At 63.4% G+C, this 21,059-nt stretch carries 17 protein-coding genes; 14 read left to right on the top strand and 3 right to left on the bottom strand.

The annotated features are described in order from the left end of the window. Positions 1-553: 553 nt before the first annotated feature. Complete coding sequence (locus tag H7C19_RS33015) at positions 554-1,792, bottom strand: nucleotidyltransferase (RefSeq protein WP_185673343.1); 1,239 nt, start codon at positions 1,790-1,792, stop codon at positions 554-556. Positions 1,793-2,415: 623 nt separating this feature from the next. Between H7C19_RS33015 and H7C19_RS33010 the strand changes: the two genes are divergently transcribed. From H7C19_RS33010 to H7C19_RS32945, 14 genes are all read left to right on the top strand, one after another. Beyond that, positions 2,416-2,934: a YceD family protein gene (locus H7C19_RS33010; RefSeq protein ID WP_185673342.1), complete on the top strand. Its 519-nt coding sequence runs from the start codon at positions 2,416-2,418 to the stop codon at positions 2,932-2,934. A gap of 66 nt (positions 2,935-3,000) precedes the next feature. Beyond that, entirely contained in the window at positions 3,001-3,174 is a 174-nt protein-coding gene (gene rpmF / locus H7C19_RS33005; protein WP_185673341.1) for a 50S ribosomal protein L32, read from the top strand. A 100-nt stretch (positions 3,175-3,274) separates the two neighbouring features. Continuing rightward, positions 3,275-3,880 carry a transcription factor FapR gene (gene fapR / locus H7C19_RS33000; protein ID WP_185673340.1) on the top strand — a complete coding sequence of 202 codons (606 nt, stop codon included), beginning with the start codon at positions 3,275-3,277 and terminating at the stop codon, positions 3,878-3,880. After that, positions 3,864-4,853 carry a phosphate acyltransferase PlsX gene (plsX, locus tag H7C19_RS32995; RefSeq protein ID WP_185673339.1) on the top strand — a complete coding sequence of 330 codons (990 nt, stop codon included), beginning with the start codon at positions 3,864-3,866 and terminating at the stop codon, positions 4,851-4,853. The genes fapR and plsX overlap by 17 nt, the downstream gene beginning before the upstream one ends. 10 nt (positions 4,854-4,863) lie before the next feature. Next, the gene (locus tag H7C19_RS32990) at positions 4,864-5,850 is read left to right on the top strand and encodes a beta-ketoacyl-ACP synthase III (protein WP_221469602.1); all 987 of its coding nucleotides are present in this window, start codon (positions 4,864-4,866) and stop codon (positions 5,848-5,850) included. Positions 5,851-5,874: 24 nt separating this feature from the next. Continuing rightward, a complete protein-coding gene (fabD, locus tag H7C19_RS32985; RefSeq protein ID WP_185673338.1) occupies positions 5,875-6,804 on the top strand; it encodes an ACP S-malonyltransferase in 930 nt (309 codons plus the stop codon). A 74-nt stretch (positions 6,805-6,878) separates the two neighbouring features. Continuing rightward, complete coding sequence (gene fabG / locus H7C19_RS32980) at positions 6,879-7,631, top strand: 3-oxoacyl-[acyl-carrier-protein] reductase (protein ID WP_185673337.1); 753 nt, start codon at positions 6,879-6,881, stop codon at positions 7,629-7,631. A 144-nt stretch (positions 7,632-7,775) separates the two neighbouring features. Further along, entirely contained in the window at positions 7,776-8,009 is a 234-nt protein-coding gene (gene acpP / locus H7C19_RS32975; protein WP_090117455.1) for an acyl carrier protein, read from the top strand. 183 nt (positions 8,010-8,192) lie between these two features. Next, a complete protein-coding gene (gene fabF / locus H7C19_RS32970; protein ID WP_185673336.1) occupies positions 8,193-9,434 on the top strand; it encodes a beta-ketoacyl-ACP synthase II in 1,242 nt (413 codons plus the stop codon). A gap of 92 nt (positions 9,435-9,526) precedes the next feature. Beyond that, a complete protein-coding gene (rnc, locus tag H7C19_RS32965) occupies positions 9,527-10,252 on the top strand; it encodes a ribonuclease III (RefSeq protein ID WP_185673335.1) in 726 nt (241 codons plus the stop codon). A gap of 16 nt (positions 10,253-10,268) precedes the next feature. Next, positions 10,269-13,838 carry a chromosome segregation protein SMC gene (smc, locus tag H7C19_RS32960; protein WP_185673334.1) on the top strand — a complete coding sequence of 1,190 codons (3,570 nt, stop codon included), beginning with the start codon at positions 10,269-10,271 and terminating at the stop codon, positions 13,836-13,838. Between the two features lie 97 nt (positions 13,839-13,935). Then, positions 13,936-14,931, top strand: coding sequence for a signal recognition particle-docking protein FtsY (gene ftsY, locus H7C19_RS32955; RefSeq protein WP_185673333.1), 996 nt, complete (start codon positions 13,936-13,938; stop codon positions 14,929-14,931). Between the two features lie 182 nt (positions 14,932-15,113). After that, positions 15,114-15,566: a MarR family winged helix-turn-helix transcriptional regulator gene (locus H7C19_RS32950; RefSeq protein WP_185673332.1), complete on the top strand. Its 453-nt coding sequence runs from the start codon at positions 15,114-15,116 to the stop codon at positions 15,564-15,566. Next, on the top strand, positions 15,559-17,076 hold the full coding sequence (locus H7C19_RS32945; protein WP_185673331.1) for a DHA2 family efflux MFS transporter permease subunit: 1,518 nt from the start codon (positions 15,559-15,561) through the stop codon (positions 17,074-17,076). The genes H7C19_RS32950 and H7C19_RS32945 overlap by 8 nt, the downstream gene beginning before the upstream one ends. 820 nt (positions 17,077-17,896) lie before the next feature. Here H7C19_RS32945 and H7C19_RS32940 read toward each other — a convergent pair. Then, on the bottom strand, positions 17,897-19,621 hold the full coding sequence (locus H7C19_RS32940) for a glycine betaine ABC transporter substrate-binding protein (RefSeq protein WP_185673330.1): 1,725 nt from the start codon (positions 19,619-19,621) through the stop codon (positions 17,897-17,899). Then, positions 19,614-20,822, bottom strand: coding sequence for a quaternary amine ABC transporter ATP-binding protein (locus tag H7C19_RS32935; protein ID WP_185673329.1), 1,209 nt, complete (start codon positions 20,820-20,822; stop codon positions 19,614-19,616). Before H7C19_RS32935 ends, H7C19_RS32940 begins: the two co-directional genes overlap by 8 nt. Positions 20,823-21,059: the final 237 nt, after the last annotated feature.

The following is a 21,059-nucleotide window of genomic DNA, read 5'->3' as shown; positions in this document are numbered from 1 at the left end:
TGGCGCGACTTTGCCGCAGCAGGGCTAAGAGACGTACCCGGTACGTCACATGGCGGGACTTTGCCGCAGCAGGGCTAAAGAGACGTACCCAGTACGTCACATGGCGCATTATCGCCGCAGCAGGTCTAAAGAGACGTACCCAGAACGCCACATGGCGCGACATCGCCACAGCAGGGCTAAAGAGACGTACCCGGTACGCCACATGGCGCGACATCGCCGCAGCAAGGCTAAAGAGACGTATCCAGTACGTCACATGGCGCGTTATCGCCGCAGTAGGGCTAAAGAGACGTACCCAGTACGTCACATGGCGCGTTATCGCCGCAGCATGGCTAAAGAGACGTATCTAGTACGCCACATGGCGCGACATCGCCGCAGCAAGGCTAAAGAGACGTATCCAGTACGTCACATGGCGCGTTATCGCCGCAGTAGGGCTAAAGAGACGTACCCAGTACGTCACATGGCGCGTTATCGCCGCAGCAGGTCTAAAGAGACGTATCTAGTACGTCACATGGTGCGACTTTGCCGCGTCAGGGCCAAAGAGACCTTGGACACGTTAGATTCGCACCGGGGGCAGCGTGTAGTCTCGCCAAGCGGCGTTCGGATCTGGGACCGGGAACGCGGCGGCGTAGACGGCGGATGCCCGCACGTCCAGGTCCAGAAACGGCCAATTGCCGCCCGCCGCGGAATGGAGGACGGGGACGGACGCGGCGCGCTTCATGCGCCGGAGAAGCCCTTGTCCGCGTTCGGTGAAGCCGAGGACCCGAACGTAGCGGACGCCGTCCGCGAGGCGCTCCGCCGTCAGCTCCGCCTTCCCGTGGCCGAGCAGCGTGCGCAGCAACGTGCGCTGGAGCTTCGTGCGGGTGTATCGCTTCGTCTTCAGCGCATCCAGCAGCGCCTCGACGCGCCAGGCGGCCAATCCGCGCAGCGAGGCGCGGATCCGGTGCTCGAGGCCTTCGGTCACCTCGGCGAACGCGGCGAGCGCCTCCGGGGATAGCGCGTGAAGCTGGTGAAACAGCGGCCGCGCGAAGTGCTCCCAGGTGAGCGGGGCCCGTCCCGCAGCCGCTTCCCGCAGTAGAATTTCCAGCGTCGAGGCGGGCACGTAAGGCGCCAAGCCGTCCAGCGCGCCGTCCGCTTCACCGATCAGCTTGCGCAGCGCGGTGGCGCTGGCGATGGCCTGGTCGGTGATCGAAGTCTGGCCGTATTCGGACTTCTCGCGGCGGATGGAGGCGGGGACGATGCGGCTGCCTAGCCGGCGCAGAGCCAGCAGGTAGTGTAGCCCGAGCGTGTGGTTCGGCTGGTCCAGCCCGAACGCCGCGCCGGCCGCGTCGCCTTCGGCCGCGAGCAGCTCCCGCACCGCGTCGGCGTAGGCGGTCGGGTAGGGACGCCCTTCCTTCAGCAGCTCGGCCAGCCGGCGCTTCAGCGCTTCGGGCTCGCGGACGAGCCGATCGGCGATGCGGGCGAGCGTCGCAAGGTCCCCGCTCTCGCTGCCGAAGCAGAGCGCGTCCACGACGCCGGTCGCCTCGAGCACGGCGACGGCCCCGTGCGCGAACCACTGCGCCGGCTGGGCGCTATAGGCGACCGGCAGCTCCAGCACGAGGTCGCAGCCGGCGCGCAGCGCCATCTCCGCGCGGGCCCACTTGTCCGCGATGGCGGGCTCGCCCCGCTGCAGGAAGTGGCCGCTCATGACGGCGACGACCGCTTCCGCTCCCGTTATTTTTCGCGATTGCTGTATATGATAGAGATGACCGTTGTGCAAAGGATTGTATTCGACGACGATGCCGACCGTCCGCATGGCATGCTCCCCCGGTGCAAAATTTGTCTCCACTATACCACGGCGGGACGGGCGGAAGGAATGCGCCGGGGAAGGGGGCGGGGGCGGAAGGCGAATCAGCGGCTAGAATCGGATGCTGTGTGAAAGCGCGCGAAAAAGGAGTACAATAGGAATTCCGGCAGCCGTCCACCGGCAGCGAATGCAAGAACCCTCTCCGATCGGCGGCGCCTGAACGTGCCGTTCCGGAGCAGGGGCCGAAAAAGGCGCGGGAAAGCTCCCATACGAGGCGGGAGCTCGTGAGGCGCTATCCATATAAAAGCGAAGCGCATAAAGGACCGATGACGCGATCGCACTCAATAGGAGTGAATTGCTCTGAATTATAGGCGCGATTGCGTGAGCGTTATCTAATAGGAGCAAAAAGTCCGGATGTAAGGCCGACCGCGGAGACCATCCCAATAAAGGGGGCCCTCGGGGAACGCGCGAGCGCCCGCTGCAGCCTCGTCATCGCCGCCATCCGCCATCCTCGCGGGAGCACCGGATCCCGCCTGTCCGGCAGTGGTTGCATTTTCCGGGTTGACGCGAATTTGTTGACAAAAGGCGCCCGGCATGGATATAATAAATTTTGTTTGTTTGGAGTGATAAATATGCTGCTAAACGTACAAGAGCTGGTAACCCGCAAGGAGCCGGTCATCTTGCAAGAGTCGATCGACGTGACCTCGCTGTTCGCGGAGATGCGCGACGCGACCCCGCTCGGCCCGCTTCACGCGCAGCTGACGGCGATCGCGGCCGACGGGATCGTGAACGTGACGGGAACGCTGACGGGCAAGCTGCAACTGCTCTGCTCCCGATGCCTGACGCCTCTCGAAGGCGAATACGAATTTCCGTATGAAGAGACGTTCAAGCACGTCTCGCAGGAAGTCGCGGCCCGCGGCGAGCAGGATGACGAAGACTTCGTTCCGTTCCACGGCGAACGGCTGGAGCTCCGTCCTTACGTAGAGGAAGAGCTGATGCTCTCTCTGCCGCTTGCGCCGCTCTGCAAGGAAGATTGCAAGGGGCTGTGCCCGGACTGCGGGCAGAACCGCAACGAGCAAGCCTGCCAATGCCAGCAGCACAAGATCGATCCTCGGCTCGAGGCGCTCAAGGGCTGGAAGCCGCAGGCGTAACCGACTATCGAAAATGATCGCCGATAAAGGCCGATATCGTTTCGACTCTGATAAGGAGGTGGGAACATGGCAGTACCTTTTGGAAAAACATCGAAAGCCCGCAAGCACAAGCGCCGGACGCACTTCAAATTGGTGGTCCCGGGCATGGTGAAATGCGATCAATGCGGCGAGCTGAAGCTTGCGCACCGTGTTTGCAAAGTTTGCGGTACGTATAAATCCCGCGAAGTCATCAAGCAATAATCGAACAACGCGTCTTGGCGTGACCAGCGTCCCCGGCGCGTTTTTCTTTACGCTTTTTTTGGCACCAGGTATCAGTATGAACTTATAAGGCGGTGGCGGCATGGAACGTCTTCCGAAGCGACAGCGCCATCAGCAGCTCAGCCGGCTAATCGAGGAGAATCCGTTCCTTACCGACCGCGAACTGACCCGCTTGCTGAAGGTGAGCATCCAGACGATTCGGCTGGATCGGCTCGAATTGTCTATCCCCGAACTCCGAGAGCGGCTGAAGCTGATGGCGGAACGGTCCTACGACCCCGTGCGCTCCTTGCCGCTGCACGAAGTCATCGGCGACATTCTTGACCTTCAGCTGGACAAGAGCGGCATCTCGCTGTTCGAGATCCGGGAGGAGCACGTCTTCTCCCGCAGCGGCATCGCCCGGGGCCATCACGTGTTCGCGCAGGCGAACTCGCTGGCGGTCGCGGTCATCAACGACGAGATCGCCTTGACGGCGTCCGCGGACATTCGCTTCATCCGGCCCGCGCGGCTCGGGGAGAAGTGCATCGCCAAGGCGTACGTCCGATCGAGCGGCGCGCAAAAAGGCAAAGCCAAAGTAGAAGTGTTCACATACGTGGGGGATGAAATGGTGTTCCAAGGGAACTTCGTCATATACCGTTCCGCGGGCGAACCGGATCGCGAAGGGGGAGACGTTCATGAGGATCGCCATTGACGCGATGGGCGGCGATCACGCTCCCCAGGCGCAAGTCGAAGGGGCGCTGGCGGCGGCGAAGGAATGGCCGGATACCGAGATTCTGCTGGTAGGCCGGCCGGATGCGATCGAGCCGCTGCTCGCGCAGGGCAAGCCGTCTAACGTGAAGATCGTCCCGGCGCTCGAGCTCATCGAGAGCGACGACGAGCCGGTGCGCGCCGTACGGCGCAAATCCGACTCGTCGATGGTCGTGGCCGGCCGCATGGTGAAGGAAGGCGAGGCCGACGCGATGATCTCCTCGGGCAATACCGGCGCGCTCATGGCCGTGGGCCTGCTCGTCGTCGGGCGGCTCAAAGGCATCGAGCGGCCGGGCCTCGCGCCCGTGCTGCCGACGCTCGACGATATCGGCGTGCTGGCGCTCGACCTGGGCGCGAACATGGACGCGAAGCCGGAGCATCTCCTGCAGTACGCGTTGATGGGCACGCTATACCGGGAGAAGGTGCACGGCATGAAGAAGCCCCGCGTAGGGCTCCTGAACGTCGGCACCGAGGCGGCCAAGGGCAACGAGCTGACCAAGGCCGCGTTCGAGCTGCTGGAGCCGGCGCCGATTCACTTCGTCGGCAACGTGGAGGCGCGCGACGTGCTGGAGCGCAACTGCGACGTGCTCGTGTGCGACGGCTTCGCGGGCAATATCCTGCTGAAGGCGATGGAAGGCGCGGCGGGCACGATCTTCAAGGTGCTCAAGGAAGAATTCACCGCGAACTGGAAGACGAAGATCGCGGCGGCGCTCATGATGCCCGGCCTGCGCCGCGTCCGCAAGAAAATGGATTATACCGAGCACGGAGGCGCGCCGCTGCTGGGGGTTAACGGGCTGGTCATCAAGGGCCACGGCTCATCCGATGCGGTCGCGGTGAAAAATGCCATTCGGCAGGCGCGGATCGCGATCGGCAACGGACTCATTCCTGCCTTGGCCGACGAATTCGGCGGAAAGTGAGAGATAACGGATGAATGGAATTCCCGTCGGCATTCTGGGGACCGGCAAGTACGCTCCCGAACGCCGCTTAACGAACCAAGATCTCGAACGCATCGTCGACACGAACGACGAGTGGATCGTCAGCCGCACGGGGATCCGGGAGCGCCGGATCGCGGCGGAGCACGAAGCGACTTCCGACCTCGCCTACGAAGCGTCCGTCCGCGCGCTGGCGGCGGCCGGCATCACGGCCGACCAATTGGACCTGATCATCGTCGCGACGATCACGCCGGACATGTTCTTCCCGTCGACCGCCTGCATCCTGCAGGACCGGCTCGGCGCGAAGAAGGCGGCGGCCTTCGATCTGTCGGCGGCCTGCTCGGGCTTCATCTATGGTCTCGCCAACGCTTCCGGCTTCATCGCGCTCGGGGCGTACAAGTATGCGCTGGTCATCGGAGCGGACACGCTCTCGCGCATCACGGACTACACCGACCGCAACACCTGCGTGCTGTTCGGCGACGGCGCGGGCGCCGTCGTCATCGGCCAAGTGCCGGAGGGACGCGGCTTCCGGTCGTTCGAGCTCGGCGCCGACGGCTCCGGCGGCGAACATCTGCGCCTGCCCGGCGGCGGATCGCGCATGCCTTCCTCGGAACGCTCGATCGCGGAACGCCAGCACTTCATGCAGATGAACGGGCGCGAGGTGTTCAAATTCGCCGCCCGCATCATGGGCAACGCGGCGGACGAAGCGCTGCGGAAGGCGGGCGTGGCCAAGGAAGAGATCGATCTGCTCATCCCGCACCAGGCGAACATTCGCATCATTCAAGCCTCGCTCGAACGGCTCGATCTGCCGCAGGAGAAGTGCGTAATCAACGTGGACAAGTACGGCAACATGTCGGCGGCGTCCATCCCCCTCGCGCTGGCGGAAGCCGTAGAGGACGGCCGCGTGAAGGAAGGCGACCGGATCGTGCTCGTCGGCTTCGGCGGCGGCTTGACCTGGGGCGCCTCGGTATTGGTCTGGTAATCAAGTTCAGGAGGCTCACGACTGATGGGTAAAATCGCATTCGTATTCCCGGGGCAAGGGGCGCAAGCCGTCGGCATGGGACAAGACGCGTACGCGCAATTCGAAGCGTCCCGGCGCGTCTACGATACGGCGGACCGGGCGCTGGGCTTCCCGATCTCCAAGCTCTCGTTCGAAGGGCCGGAGGAAGAGCTGAAGATGACGGCGAACACGCAGCCCGCGCTCCTCGCGACGAGCATTGCGCTGCTCGAAGCGTTCAAGGCACGAGGCGTGAAGCCGGATTACGTAGCCGGGCATAGCCTGGGCGAGTACAGCGCGCTGGTCGCGGCGAACGTGCTGGACTTCGAAGACGCGGTGCGGCTCGTTCGCGCGCGCGGCCAGTTCATGGAGCAGGCCGTGCCCAGCGGTCAAGGCGCCATGGCGGCGACGCTCGGCGCGGACCGCGAAGCGCTGGACGCGCTGTGCCGGGACATCTCGGCTAAGGTCGGCCAGGTCGAGCTCGCGAACGTGAACTGCCCCGGCCAGATCGTCGTATCCGGCACGGCGGCGGGCGTCGCGGCCGTCGGCGAGCGGGGCAAGGAAGCGGGCGCGAAGCGCGTCATTCCGCTCGACGTGAGCGGACCGTTCCATTCGTCGCTGATGAAGCCCGCGGCCGATCGTTTGGCCGGCGAACTGGCCGACGTCGCGTTCCGCGATGCGGCCGTGCCGGTCGTGGCGAACGTAAGCGCGACGGCGGTCTCTTCCGGCGAAGCGCTGCGCGGGCTGCTGGTCGATCAGGTCGTCTCCCCCGTCCTGTGGGAGGACGGCATCCGCTACCTGATCGGCGAAGGCGTCGATACGTTCGTCGAGATCGGCTCGGGCACCGTCCTGGCCGGTCTCATCAAGAAGATCGACAAGGCCGTTCAGGTCATCTCGGTGAACAGCGCGGCTGCGGCCGCCGAAGCGGCGCTGGCTTAAGCGGCTGCGCCCCGCGGCTCCGCGCCGCGAACGGCCGCCGCTCCTGAACGCCCAAAGCGAAAGGGGAAATTCACATGGCACAGTGGGATTTGACGGGCAAGACCGCGCTCGTGACGGGCGCTTCGCGCGGCATCGGCCGGGCGATCGCCATCGCGCTGGCGGAAGCGGGCGCGGACGTCGCCGTGAACTACGCCGGCAGCGAAGCGGCCGCCGCGGAGACGGCGAAGGCGATCGTAGCGCTGGGACGCCGAGCGATCCTCGTCCAGGCGAACGTCGGCAAAGCGGCGGAATTCGACGCGATGGTCCAGACGACGCTCGAATCCTTCGGCAAGCTGGACATCCTCGTGAATAACGCCGGCATCACGCGTGACAACCTAATCATGCGGATGAAGGAAGAAGAGTTCGACGCCGTCATCGAGACGAACCTCAAAGGCGTGTTCAACGGCATCAAAGCCGTGACCCGCCCGATGATGAAGCAGCGCGCCGGCCGGATCATCAACATCTCTTCGGTCGTGGGCGTGCTCGGCAACGCCGGGCAAGCCAACTACGTCGCCGCCAAGGCCGGCGTCATCGGTCTCACCAAGTCGGCGGCGCGCGAGCTGTCGTCGCGCGGCATCACCGTCAACGCGGTGGCGCCGGGCTTCATCGAGACCGATATGACGGACAAGCTGTCTCCCGAGCTGCGGGAGGGCATGCTAAAGGACATCCCGCTCGGCCGCATGGGCAAGCCGGAAGAGATCGCGTCCGCGGTGCTCTACCTCGCGTCCGATGCGGCGGCGTACATGACCGGCCAGACGATTCACGTCGACGGCGGCATGTACATGTAAACGCGGCGGGAAGCAAGGCTGCCGTACCCCGGCGACTCCGTTCGCGGGCGTGCGGCGCAAGGCAATAGGGCATACGCGGTAACCGTTTACGCTATGGCTTTTTGTCCCTCAATCTCGTATAATACGAAAAGGGAGGTGAACCGGATGTCCGATGTATATGATCGCGTGAAACGCATCGTGGTCGAACGCCTGGGTGTTGAAGAGGCGGAAGTAACCAATGAAGCGAACTTCAAGGATGACTTGGGCGCTGACTCTCTCGACGTGGTTGAACTCGTGATGGAGCTCGAAGACGAATTCGACTTGGAGATCTCCGATGAGGATGCAGAGAAGATCACAACGGTGGGAGAAGTCGTAAATTACATACAATCTCATGCCTAATGATCTGCCTAGTCCCGTTCGTCGTAACGGGACTTCTCCACATTCAAGCGTCATTTTTTGACGGTTCCGGGAGGATATGCTTCACCTATTCTTTTCTGAATCGACTTCGATAAAAACGCGCTCGTCCTCCTTTCGAGGAGGGCGACCCCGTTTTTACTTGCTGCCGAAGAGGTGAATGGAGCTTTGAATCAACGCGTCGTGGTTACCGGCATGGGGGTCGTGACTTCCCTCGGTACCGATTTAGATACGTTCTGGAACAACCTGCTCGAAGGCAAATCCGGCGTCAGCCTGATCGAAGCCTTCGACACGAGCGATTACCCGACGAAGATCGCGGCCGAAGTGAAGAACTGGGATCCGGAGGCGCACGGCGTCGACAAGAAGGAAGCGCGCCGCATGGACCGCTTCGTCCAGTTCGGCATGGCCGCGAGCCTTAGCGCGGTGCGGGACGCGGGTCTTGCCATCGGCGAGAACGCGGATCCCGAACGGGTCGGCGTCATCGTCGGCTCCGGCATCGGCGGGCTCGGCACTTGGGAAGACCAGCATACGATTCTGATGGAGAAGGGCCCGCGCCGCGTCAGCCCGTTCTTCATTCCGATGATGATCGCGAACATGGCGAGCGGCCAAGTGTCCATCGCCACGGGCGCCAAGGGTCCGAACACGACCGCGGTGACCGCCTGCGCGACGGGGACGCACTCCATCGGCGATTCGTACAAGATGATTCAGCGCGGCGACGCGGACGTCATGATCTGCGGCGGCGCCGAAGCGACGATCCGGCCGATCGCCGTCGCCGGCTTCTCGAATATGCGGGCCATGAGCACGCGCAACGAAGAGCCGGAGAAGGCGAGCCGTCCGTTCGACGTCGACCGCGACGGCTTCGTCATGGGCGAAGGCGCGGGCGTGCTGATCCTCGAATCGCTGGAGCACGCGCAGAAGCGCGGCGCCCGCATCTACGCCGAAGTGATCGGGTACGGGATGAGCGGCGACGCCCATCACATGACCGAGCCCGATCCGGACGGCGCGGCCCGCTGCATGACGCGCGCGATCAAGGACGCCGGCATCGCGCCGGAGGAGATCGGCTATATCAACGCGCACGGAACGTCCACGCCGGTCGGCGACAAGTCGGAGACGACGGCGATCAAGACCGCGTTCGGCGAGCATGCCTACAAGCTGGCCGTCAGCTCGACCAAGTCGATGACGGGCCATATGCTGGGCGCCGCCGGCGGCGTGGAGGCGGTCATTCTCGGCCTCGCGCTGAAGAACGGCGTTTTGCCGCCGACGATCAATCTGGATCAGCAGGATCCGGAGTGCGATCTCGACTACATTCCGAACGTGCCGAGACAGGCCGACATCAACGTCGCCTTGTCGAACTCGTTCGGATTCGGCGGACACAACGCCACCATCATTTTGCGTAAATACGAAGCCTAATCGGCGCGAACGTGTGACGCAGGCGGCGCAGCCGCCTGCGTCTTGTTCGTCTAAGGCGCCGGCAAGGACCGAACGATGAGGAGGTTGCCGATATGAGCGACGCTTTTCGCCGGCTGCAGGAGCGGGCGAACGTCCGTTTTCGCAGCAGTGCGCTGCTTCGCCAAGCTTTTACGCATACGTCTTACGTGAACGAACAGCGGGGCTCGCGCGTCGAGCATAACGAGCGGCTCGAATTTCTGGGGGACGCGGTGCTGCAGCTCACGGTATCCGAAGCGCTGTATCGCATGTATCCCGACCGGCCCGAAGGGGAGCTCACGCGGCTGCGCGCGGGCATCGTCTGCGAGCCGTCGCTTGTCCGTTTTGCCGAGGCGCTCGATTTCGGGCAGGTCGTGCTGCTGGGCAAAGGGGAGGAGCAAACGGGCGGACGGACCCGGCCGTCGCTGCTCGCGGACGCGTTCGAGGCGTTCGTGGGCGCGCTGTACCTGGACCAGGGCCTCGACGAGGTCCGGACGTTCCTCGACCGCCATCTTTTCGCCCATCTGCCCCGAGAAGGACAGGCGCCGCTGAAGGACCACAAGACGGAGCTGCAGGAGCGGGTCCAGCATCTGAGCCTGGGGCCGCTGGACTACCGGATCGTCGAGGAGCGGGGGCCGGCGCACGACCGCGAATTCGTGGCGGTCGTGCACGTCGGGGACAAGAGCCTCGGCCAGGGCGTGGGCCGCTCGAAGAAGGAAGCCGAGCAGCAGGCCGCGTCCAAAGCGCTGCGCTACTTGCGCGAAGAAGGCGCGCAGGGCTTCGGGAATGCGAAGGGAACTTGAGAGGTGAGAGACCGACATGTACTTGAAAGGGATCGAGCTTGCCGGCTTCAAGTCGTTCGCCGACCGGACGCAGCTGGAATTCGGACGCGGCATCACCGCCGTCGTCGGACCTAACGGCAGCGGCAAGAGCAACATCTCGGACGGCATCCGCTGGGTGTTGGGCGAACAGAGCGCGAAGAGCTTGCGCGGCGGCAACATGCAGGACGTCATCTTCGCCGGCAGCGACGCTAGGCGCCCCGTGAATTTCGGCGAAGTGTCCATTACATTCGACAATACCGACAAGGCGCTGCCCCTCGATTTTGCCGAGGTGACCGTCACCCGGCGGGTCCACCGCAGCGGAGACAGCGAGTACCTGATCAACAAGCAGCCCTGCCGGCTGAAGGACATCACCGAGCTGTTCATGGACACCGGCATCGGCAAGGAAGCGTACTCGATCATCGGGCAAGGCCGGATCGAAGAGATTCTCAGTACCCGCTCGGAAGACCGCCGCGGCATCTTCGAGGAAGCGTCCGGCATCGTGAAGTACAAGGCGCGCAAGAAGGAAGCCCAGAAGAAGCTCGAAGACACCGAGTCGAACCTGCTGCGGATCAACGACTTGGTCGTCGAGCTGGGGGATCAGGTCGAGCCGCTGCGGATTCAGTCGGAGAAGGCGGAGACGTTCAAGCGGCTGAAGGAAGAGCTGAAGTCCAAGGAGATCGCGCTGTACGTGCATCAGATCGAAGGCGTGCACCGCTCCTGGGCGGAGACGAACGAGAAGCTCGCGAAGCTGAAGGAAGAAGAGCTGCGCCTATCGACCGAAGTCAGCGCCCACGACGCCAAGCTCGAGGAAGATCGTCAGGCGCTGCAGCGGCTGGAGGAGACGCTCGAGAAGCTGCAGGACGAGCTCCTGCACACGAGCGAAGAGACCGAGAAGAGCGAAGGATACGGCGAGCTGCTCAACGAGCGGCAGACGAACCTGGAGCGTACGCGCATTAGCTTGGCGGAGAGCCTGACGGCGGCCGAAGAGCGGCTCGCGGCGGCCTCTACGGAGGGCGAAGGGCTCATGCAGCGCCAAACCCAGGTCGAAGCCGAATTGGCCGAGCTGGGCGCGAAGCTCGCGTCCGAAGAAACGAAGCTCAGCTACGTCGACGGAAGCGGGGACGCCGAAGAGCGCTTGAAGGCCGAGCTATTCGATACGATGAACGCGATGGCGCAGGCGCGCAACGACATTCGGTACTGCGAGCAGCAGCGCGAAGCGCTCGAACGCCGCCTCTCGCGGGCCGAGGGCGAACGGGCGAAGTGGCAGGAACAGCACGAGGCGCTGCTCGCCCGCCGCGCGGAGCTGGAGGAGCGGATCGCGGCCTGCGCGGCATCGGTCGCCGAAGTGCGAGACCGCTACATCGCCGAGGGGACGCGCTCGTCCGACCTGACGCGCCGGCTGGAGGAAGCGCAAGGCGACGCCCGCCGCTGGGATCAGAAGCGGGAGTCGCTCGTGTCGCGGCGCGATACGATCAAAGAGCTGCAGAACGACTACGACGGGTTCCAGCACGGAGTCCGCGAGGTGCTCAAGGCGGCGAAGCGCGGCCAGCTGCACGGGGTGCACGGAGCCGTCGCGGAACTGCTCACGGTGCCGGCCCATCTCGAAGTCGCCGTCGAAACGGCGCTCGGCGCGGCGATGCAGAACATCGTCATGGAGAACGAATCGACGTCCCGGACGGCGATCGGCTATTTGAAGCAGCGGCAATCGGGCCGCGCGACTTTCTTGCCGCTCGACGTCATCAAGCCGCGCAGCGTCGGCGAAGGGGACCGGCGCGCCATCGGCGACATGGAGGGGTTCGTCGGGATCGCCTGCGAGCTGGTCTCCTTCGAATCGCGGTACGCCGGCATCTTCGGCAGCATGCTCGGCAACGTGCTGATCGCGCAAAAGCTGGAGCATGCGAACCGCATCGCCTCGAAGCTGCAGTACCGCTATCGGGTCGTCACGCTGGACGGAGACGTCGTGAACGCGGGCGGTTCGATGACGGGGGGGAGCCTTGCGCGCAAGGCGTCCAATCTGCTCGGCCGGCAGCGTCAGCTCGAAGAGCTCGACAAGGAGATCGGCGAGGCGGACCAAGCCCGCACGGCCGCCAGGGAGACGGCCGACGATCTGAAGAAGGAGCTCGCGATCGTCGGACAGAACATCGAACAGCTGCGCGAAGCGGGCGAGCGGGAGCGGCTGGCGGAGCAGCAGGCGGTGGCGGAACGGCAGCAGCTGTCGGTCGAAGAGAAGCAGCTCGGCGAGCAGCTCGCGGCGCTCAGCGGCGAGCGCGAAGGGCTGGGCACGGAGACGACGGATCTGGATGCCGCCCGCGCCGAAGCCGAAGCCCGGCTCGCCGCGCAGGCGCTCGAAGAAGCGCGTCTGCAGGAGAGCATCCGCGAGGCCGAGGAGCTGCGCCGCCGCAGCCAGTCCGCGAAGGAGGAGCTCCAAGCCTCGCTCACCGAAGTGAAGGTCGCGATCGCCCGGATGGAGCAGGAACGGCAGTCCATCGGCGAGCAGACGGCGCGCTACCGCGGCGAGCTGTCCCGGCTGCAGGCCGAGAAGCGGCAGCTGCAGGAAGCGCTGGCGCAGAACGCGGCCGACGCGGAGCGCACGGCGGCGGAGCTCGTGGCGCAGCGCGAGCGGCTGAACGAGCTGCGGCTCGCGAAGCGGGAGTTCACGGAAGGGATCGAGTTCAAGCGGTCCGACCGCGCGGAACGCCACCGTCAGCTGGAACTGAAGGAGAGCGAGACGAAGGAGCAGCGGGCGGCGCTGCGCCAAGTCGAAGAGCAGCTGCGCCAAGCGGAGATCTCCTCGAACCGGATGGACGTCGAGCTCGACAACCTGCTGCGCAAGCTGAGCGAGGAGTACGAGATCGGCTTCGAATGGGCGAAGGAGAAGTACGCGGTCCCGGACGACGTGCCCGCCGCGCAGAACGAGGTGCGGGAGCTGAAGCGTCGCATCACGATGCTCGGCGACGTCAACATGGGCGCCATCGAGGAGTACAAGCGGGTCAGCGAGCGCTACGAGTTCCTGGACGCGCAGAAGAACGACCTCATGGACGCGAAGTCGAAGCTGCACGCGATCATTCGCGAGATGGACGAAGAGATGTCCAAACGGTTCCGCACGACGTTCGACGAGATTCGGGGACACTTCGTCGTCGTCTTCTCGAAGCTGTTCGGCGGCGGCCGGGCCGATCTGATCCTGAGCGAGCCGGACCGTCCGCTCGAGACGGGCATCGAGATCGTGGCCCAGCCGCCGGGCAAAAAGCTGCAGAACCTGCAGCTGCTGTCCGGCGGCGAGCGGGCGCTGACGGCGATCGCGCTGCTGTTCGCGATCCTGAACGTGAAGCCCGTCCCGTTCTGCGTGCTCGACGAAGTCGAGGCGGCGCTGGACGAGGCGAACGTGGCCCGCTACGCGCACTACATGCGCGAGTTCTCGGAGCTGACGCAGTTCATCGTCGTCACCCACCGCAAGGGGACGATGGAGGAAGCGGACATGCTCTACGGGGTGACGATGGAGGAAGGTGGGGTGTCGAAGCTCGTCTCCGTGAAGCTGGAGGAAGGCGAAGCGATGACGGCGACCGCTTGACGCGCAAGACCGCAAGCATAGATAGACAACGCCAAAGGGATGGGAGACGGACCGTTCGCGCAAGCCGGACGGCCGCCCTCAGGAGGTAGGAAATCGAATGAGCTTTTTCAAAAAGCTGAAGGAAAGCATCGCGGCCAAGACGGAAGCGGTGACCAGCAAGTTCCGCGATGGCCTCGCGAAGACGCGGGACGCGTTCGTCGGACAAGTGGCCGATCTGTTCTCGCGCCGCAAGAAGATCGACGAAGCGTTCTTCGAGGAGCTGGAAGAGATTCTGATCGGCGCGGACGTCGGCGTGAATACGGTGATGACGCTGATCGACGAGCTCCGCGACGAAGTGAAGAAGCGCCGCATCGAAGAGCCCGCGCAGCTGCAGCCGATTCTGTCCGAGAAGCTCGTCGGCCTGCTGAAGGGCAGCGGCGAGGAAACCGGACTGAAGATGAACCCGGACGGCATCACGGTCATTCTGTTCGTCGGCGTCAACGGCGTCGGCAAGACGACGACGATCGGCAAGCTGGCGCACCGCTTCAAGCAGGAAGGCAAATCGGTCCTGTTGGCCGCGGGCGATACGTTCCGCGCGGGCGCGATCGAACAGCTCGAAGTATGGGGGCAGCGGGTCGGCGTGGACGTCATCCGCCAGGCTGCGGGCTCGGACCCGGCCGCGGTCATGTTCGACGCGGTACAGGCCGCGAAGCAGCGGAACGTGGACGTGCTGCTCTGCGATACGGCCGGACGGCTGCAGAACAAGGCGAATCTGATGGAGGAGCTCTCGAAGATCTACCGGGTCATCCAACGTGAGATCCCGAGCGCGCCGCATGAGACGCTGCTCGTGCTGGACGCCGCGACGGGCCAGAACGCGCTGCAGCAGGCCAAGCTGTTCGGCGAGAAGAGCGGCGTATCCGGCCTCGTGCTGACGAAGCTCGACGGCACGGCCAAGGGCGGCATCGTCATCGCGATCCGCAATGAGCTGTCTCTGCCGGTGAAGTTCGTCGGCCTCGGCGAGAAGATGGACGATCTGCAGGCGTTCGACGCCGAGCAGTTTGTGCACGCGTTGTTCGCGGGTCTGGCGGCGGACGAACCGGAAGCGAGCGAATAACGACGTTAGAACGCGATTCGGGCACTTTACGGGCCGTGACATTCCCTTTCATGAAGGAATGCCACGGTTTTTTCGTTATTTTTGAGCAAACTATGGGTTGACGGTTGTGCGCTTTCACGATTAAGATAGTTCGTATGCGAAATATTCGTAGCATAACTATTGAGAAGTAAAGGATGGGGCATATGGAGGAGCAGCAGCGAATCCTTGCGATCTTCACGTCTTTTCGGGAGGTCAACCAAGCGTTCTACCATTCGATGTCGAAGTCCGCATACAATCAGGGCATCACCCCGATTCAATTTCTGGTGATGAAAGCTTTGGCGGAGCAGCCGCAGATGGGGTTGTCCGAGCTGTCGGAGTGTCTTCACACCGGGAAGAGCACGATGAGCGGCGTCGTCGATCGGTTGGTAAGAGCGGGGTTCGTCCTCCGCGAACGACCGGAGAATGACCGCCGCGCCATCGCTTTAAGATTGACTCCGAAGGGGGAGGAGCTCTGGAAGCGAACGAACACGATGCGCGTTAACCGTTTAGCGCCCATTTTGGAATTATCCGATGAAGACCAGGCGCATCTGCTCCGCATTCACGGACAGATCGTCGACATCCTACAGAGAGTGAGAGAGGAATCCAACGATGAGTAACGCAATCACAAATACGATAAAAAGAGGGCCGATCGTCGCGGCGCTGCTGATCGGCGCGTTCGTGGCGATCCTGAGCCAGACGCTGTTGAACGTAGCGTTGCCGAAGATGATGGAGGATCTGAATATCGGGCCTAACACGATTCAGTGGCTCTCCACCGGCTACATGCTGGTGAACGGCGTCGTCATCCCGGTCACCGCCTTCCTGATCGCTCGGTTCAGCACGAGACAGCTGTATATGGTCGCGATGGGGCTGTTCACGATCGGGACGATCGTCGCCGCCGTCGCGCCGGGCTTCGAGCTCGTCCTGACGGGCCGCCTGATTCAAGCGGTCGGCGCCGGCATCATGATGCCGCTCATGTCCGTCGTCTTCCTGACCATCTTCCCGATCGAGCAGCGGGGCAAGGCGATGGGGATGATGGGTCTCGCGATGATCTTCGCGCCCGCCGTAGGACCGACGCTGTCCGGTTGGATCGTCGAACACCAATCCTGGCGCGTCCTGTTCTATATCATCCTGCCGATCGCGGTATTCTCCCTGATCTACGGCGCGTTCGCGATGAAGAACGTCACCCGCAATTCGAAGCCGAAGCTGGATACGCTTGGCGTCGTCTTCTCGACGCTCGGCTTCGGCGGTCTGCTCTACGGCTTCAGCGACGCCGGCAACGACGGCTGGGGCAGCACCCGCGTCATCGTCAGCCTGGTCGTCGGCGCCGTCGCGCTAATCTTGTTCGTCTGGCGCGAGCTGGTCATCAAGTCGCCGATCCTGGAGATGCGCGTTTTCAAGTACGGCATGTACTCGCTGACGACCGTCATCAACGTCGTCGTCACGATGGCGATGTTCTCCGCGATGATCCTAATGCCGATCTATCTGCAAACCATTCGCGGCTTTACGCCGCTTGAGGCGGGCCTCCTGCTCTTGCCGGGCGCCATCCTGATGGGCATCATGTCGCCGATCACGGGTATGATCTTCGATAAAGTCGGCGCACGTTGGCTCGCAGTCGTGGGTTTGCTGATCACGGCGTTCACGACGTTCGAGCTAAGCAGGCTGGCGCTCGACTCCAGCTACGGCCATGTCATCTTCCTCTACACCCTGCGCATGTTCGGGATGTCGATGCTGATGATGCCGATCCAGACGGCGGGGATGAACCAGCTGCCGCAGACGTTGAACTCTCACGGCTCCGCGATGTCGCAGACGCTGCGGAACGTCGCCGGCGCGCTGGGTACCGCCCTGTTGGTGACGATCATGTCGAACAAAGCGGCCGCGCACGGCAAAGAGCTCGTGCTGGCCGCGAAAATCGATCCGCAGGATGCCGCCAACGCGGCGCAAATGGCGGAGATCGGCAAGCAAGCGACGCTCTACGGCATTCAGCACGCTTTCGTCGTCGCAACTTGGATTACCGTTCTTGCGCTGGTGCTCGCCTTCTTCATCAAGAAGGTGAAGCCGCATCACGAGACGGTGAAGAGCCTCGATGCCGAAGGCAAGAAGGAAGCGGCTGCGCAGCCGGCCAGATAATCGATAGCAAGGAAAAACGGGCTCGCCTTCTTGGATGAAGGCGAGCCCGTTTTTGATTGAAGGGCGGTTCGGAGGCGGCGGATCGAGGATGGACGCCCCAGCCGTGCCGTCGGCCCAAAGAAGTGCCAGCGGTCAAGTGATGTACGGGGTTGTTAACCAAATTACCTACATTGGCGGTTGGCGGGCTGAAGCGGCGAATGTACGGAAATAAATGACCTACATTGGCGGTTGGCGGGCTGGAGCGGCGAATGTGAGGAAATATATTACCTACATTGTTGGATAGCGGGCTGGAGCGGCGAATGTGCGGAAATAAATGACCTACATTGATTGGCGGTTGGCGGGCTGGAGCGGCGAATGTGAGGAAATATATTACCTACATTTTTGGATAGCGGGCTGGAGCGGGCGAATGTGCGGAAATAAATGACCTACATTGGCGGTTGGCGGGCTGGGACGCGATCGTTTGCATCTGCTGCGGCAAGTTCGATCCAGCCTTTCCATTGCTCGCCGAGCCGACTCTTGTCCGTGCCTGAACCTCCACCGCTTTGATCATGCTATTTTGGCAGGCGCGGCAGGGGATGAACAGGCGGCTGAGGTATGACGTATAGCGCCGTCGCGGGCATTCGCCTCTTTCCGCACCCAGCACTCTCGCACCTCCGCACCCGCACGCCGCGCGCCCCCGCACCCCCGTATCCCCGCACCCCCCGCACCCCCGTATCCCCGCACCCCCCGCACCCAGCACTCCCGCACCCAGCACTCCCGCACCCCGCACCCCGCACGCCGCATCCGCGCCCGCTGCGCCAACGGCGCCTCCTTCATCCCCTCACTTCAAATCCTCGATCGATTGAACGTCCATATAGGAAGGAACGACCAGCCCGAGCTTGGTGCCGGACAGATTCGCGCCCAGATCGTCGACTTGGCCCTTGTACTTGTCGTAATAATCCTTGGACGTCGTCGGCAGCCAAGCGGCGACCATCGCATCCGCGTCTCCGCCCGCGATGCCGGCCCACATCGGGCCGATCTCCACCTGAAGCATCTCCGGGCTGTATCCCAGCTTCGCGAGGACGGATCGGACGACGTTCGTGCTGGCGATCTCGGAATCCCATGCGACGAAGGCGAGCTTGATCTTCTGTCCCTTGGGGGCGGGGGCGATGCCTTCGGTCCACTTCGCCACCAGATCCGCGTGCTCCTGCACCCACGCGTCGGCCGCATCCTTCGGCTGGGCGCCGTCCGCGATCTTGTTCATGACTTCTTCCATATCGGATGCCTGCCAAGCAAACCGATCCAAGAACGCGTAAGCGGAAGGCAGATCCGCTTGCAGCCCCTTGCGCGCGATCGTGTGGATCTCCTCGCTGCCGCCGAACGAGCCCCGCGGGTCGTCCAGATATTTCAAGTCGTACTTGATGAACATCCAGTGCGGCGTCCATCCGGTCACGATGATCGGTTCTTTGCTGCGATAGGCTTTGTCCAACGCGGCGGTCATGGCCGTGCCGGAGCCTTCGACCAGCGTCCACCCTGCCAGATCGTAGTCCTTGATCGCTTGGGCGGCGGCCTTCATCAAGCCGGAGCCCGGATCGATGCCGATGATGCGGGAATTGACCGATTGCGCCACGCCGCTGCTTCCGCCGGCGCCGCCCCGCATCGACTCGTACAGACCAGAGGCGACCAGGACGACCACGACCGCGGCGGCGATCCAGGGCACCCGGCGAAGCCATGACTTGCCCCGGCTGTTGCGGCCGGCGAGCCGCTGCGACAGACGGTCCAGCAGGATCGCCAGAATGACGACGGCGAGGCCCGCCTCGAAGCCTTGGCCCGTATTCAGCTGGGTGACGGCCCGGTAGACGTCCGCGCCGATCCCCTGCGCGCCGATCATGGAGGCGATGACGACCATGGACAGCGAGAGCATGATCGTCTGGTTGATACCCGCCATCATGTTCGGCAGCGCGAGCGGAAGCTGAACTTGCATGAGCTTCTGGCTCGGCGTCGAGCCGAACGAATCGGCCGCTTCGATCAGATCCTCTGGCACCTGTCGAATCCCCAGATTGGTGAGGCGGATGGTAGGCGGGATCGCGAAGATGACCGAGGCGATGACGCCCGGCACCACGCCTAGCCCGAAGAACGTAACGGCGGGGATCAGGTACACGAATGCCGGCATCGTCTGCATGAAGTCCAGCAGCGGCGTCAGCACGCCACGGACGGACGGGTTGGCCGCGCACCAGATGCCGAGCGGAACGCCGAGCACGATCGAGACGAGCGAGGACGTCAGCACGAGCGCCGAGGTGTCCATCGTCGGGCTCCAATAGCCGAGGTTCCAGATCAGCAGCAGCCCGATCAGAGCGAACAGGGCGAGCGTCCAACGACCCAGCCGGTAGGCGAGCAAGACCAGCAGGGCGATCAGCAGCCAAGGCGGGAGCAGGTGGAAAAACGCGGAGAACGCGTACACCGTCCCGCCGATCGCGGCGGAGAGCAGATCGAACAAGAAGCTGAGGTTCGCCCCGAGCCAGTCGACGATCGATTCGATCCAACTGTCCAAAGGAAGCTTAGGCATCGGCGTCTCCCTCCACGTTGATATGATCGACGCTGCCCGTGAGGGCGGCCAGCACGGCGCCCCGCACGATGATGCCGAGCAGCCGGCCGTCCTCGTCCGTCACGGCGACGGGAATGCGGGCGCCCCCGACCGTATCGAACAGTTCGTTCAAGTGCTGATCCGGACGGGCCGTCGGGACGTCGCGGATGATGATTTGCGGCAGCGTCTGACCGCTCTTGATCGCGTTCAGGGCGTCTTCCGCCGTGATGGCGCCGAGCAGCTTCTTGGACTTGTCCACGACGTACAGATTGGAGATGCCGCTACCCTGCATGAGCTGCAGCGCGACCCGCGGTCCGCGGTCCATCCCGATCGTCTCCGGCCGGCGCATGACATGGGAGGCGGTCAGCACGCGCGACAGGTCGACGTCCTCGACGAACCGCTCGACGTACTTGTTGGCCGGGTTGATGAGGATCTCTTCGGGCGTTCCGATCTGGACGAGCGAACCGTCCCGGAGCAGCGCGATCCGGTCGCCGATCCGCAGCGCTTCGTTCAGATCGTGCGTGATGAAGATGATCGTCTTCTTCATCTTCTGCTGCAGATCGAGCAGCTCGTCCTGCATGTCCTTGCGGATTAGCGGGTCGAGCGCGCTGAAGGCTTCGTCCATGAGCAGGATGTCGGGCTCGTTCGCGAGCGCGCGGGCCAGTCCGACCCGCTGCTGCATGCCGCCGCTGAGCTGATCGGGATAGCTCGTCTCGAGCCCCTTCAGTCCGACGAGCGCCAGCGACTCCATCGCCCTGGCGCGACGCTCTTCGCGGGGCATCCCGCGGATCTCCAGACCGAATTCGACGTTGGCGATCAGATTCTTGTGCGGGAACAGCGCGAACTTCTGAAAGACCATCGCCATGCTGCGCCGCCGGAAATCCCGCAGCTGGTGCGCGTTCATCTTGGTCACGTTTTCTCCGCCGCACCAGACTTCTCCGCCGGTCGGCTCGATCAACCGATTCAACAGCCGAATCAACGTGGACTTTCCGCTGCCCGACAGTCCCATGATGACGAAGATCTCGCCCTCCTCGATATCGAAGCTGACCCGGTTCACCCCGACGGTGTGCCTCGTCTTTTCGTGAATTTGCTTTTTTGTCAGCCCCTGATCGAGCATGGCCAGCGCCTTCTCGGGCTCCGATCCGAAGATCTTCGTCAGGGCTTTCACCGATACGATCGACATAAGCGCCTCCGTTCCACATCGCATGGAGATTTGTTCCTTAGCGTCTGCCAACGACGACCAAATTACTCGCTCCTCGCCGGTCGATCCGATCGGAACATAAGCGAAGGATTTTCAGTCTACGTGATGTTATATTACGTATTTTTCCGATAATTCCGTGCGCGACAACCAAAAACAATACATGATGTTATTAAATCTAACAAATCATTGCGGCGTTCATTGTCGCTCCGCCGGACCGCC

It is taken from the genome of Cohnella nanjingensis (assembly GCF_014212125.1).
In the GTDB taxonomy this organism is placed as follows: domain Bacteria; phylum Bacillota; class Bacilli; order Paenibacillales; family Paenibacillaceae; genus Cohnella; species Cohnella nanjingensis.
This window is presented reverse-complemented; position numbering and strand designations above follow the sequence as displayed.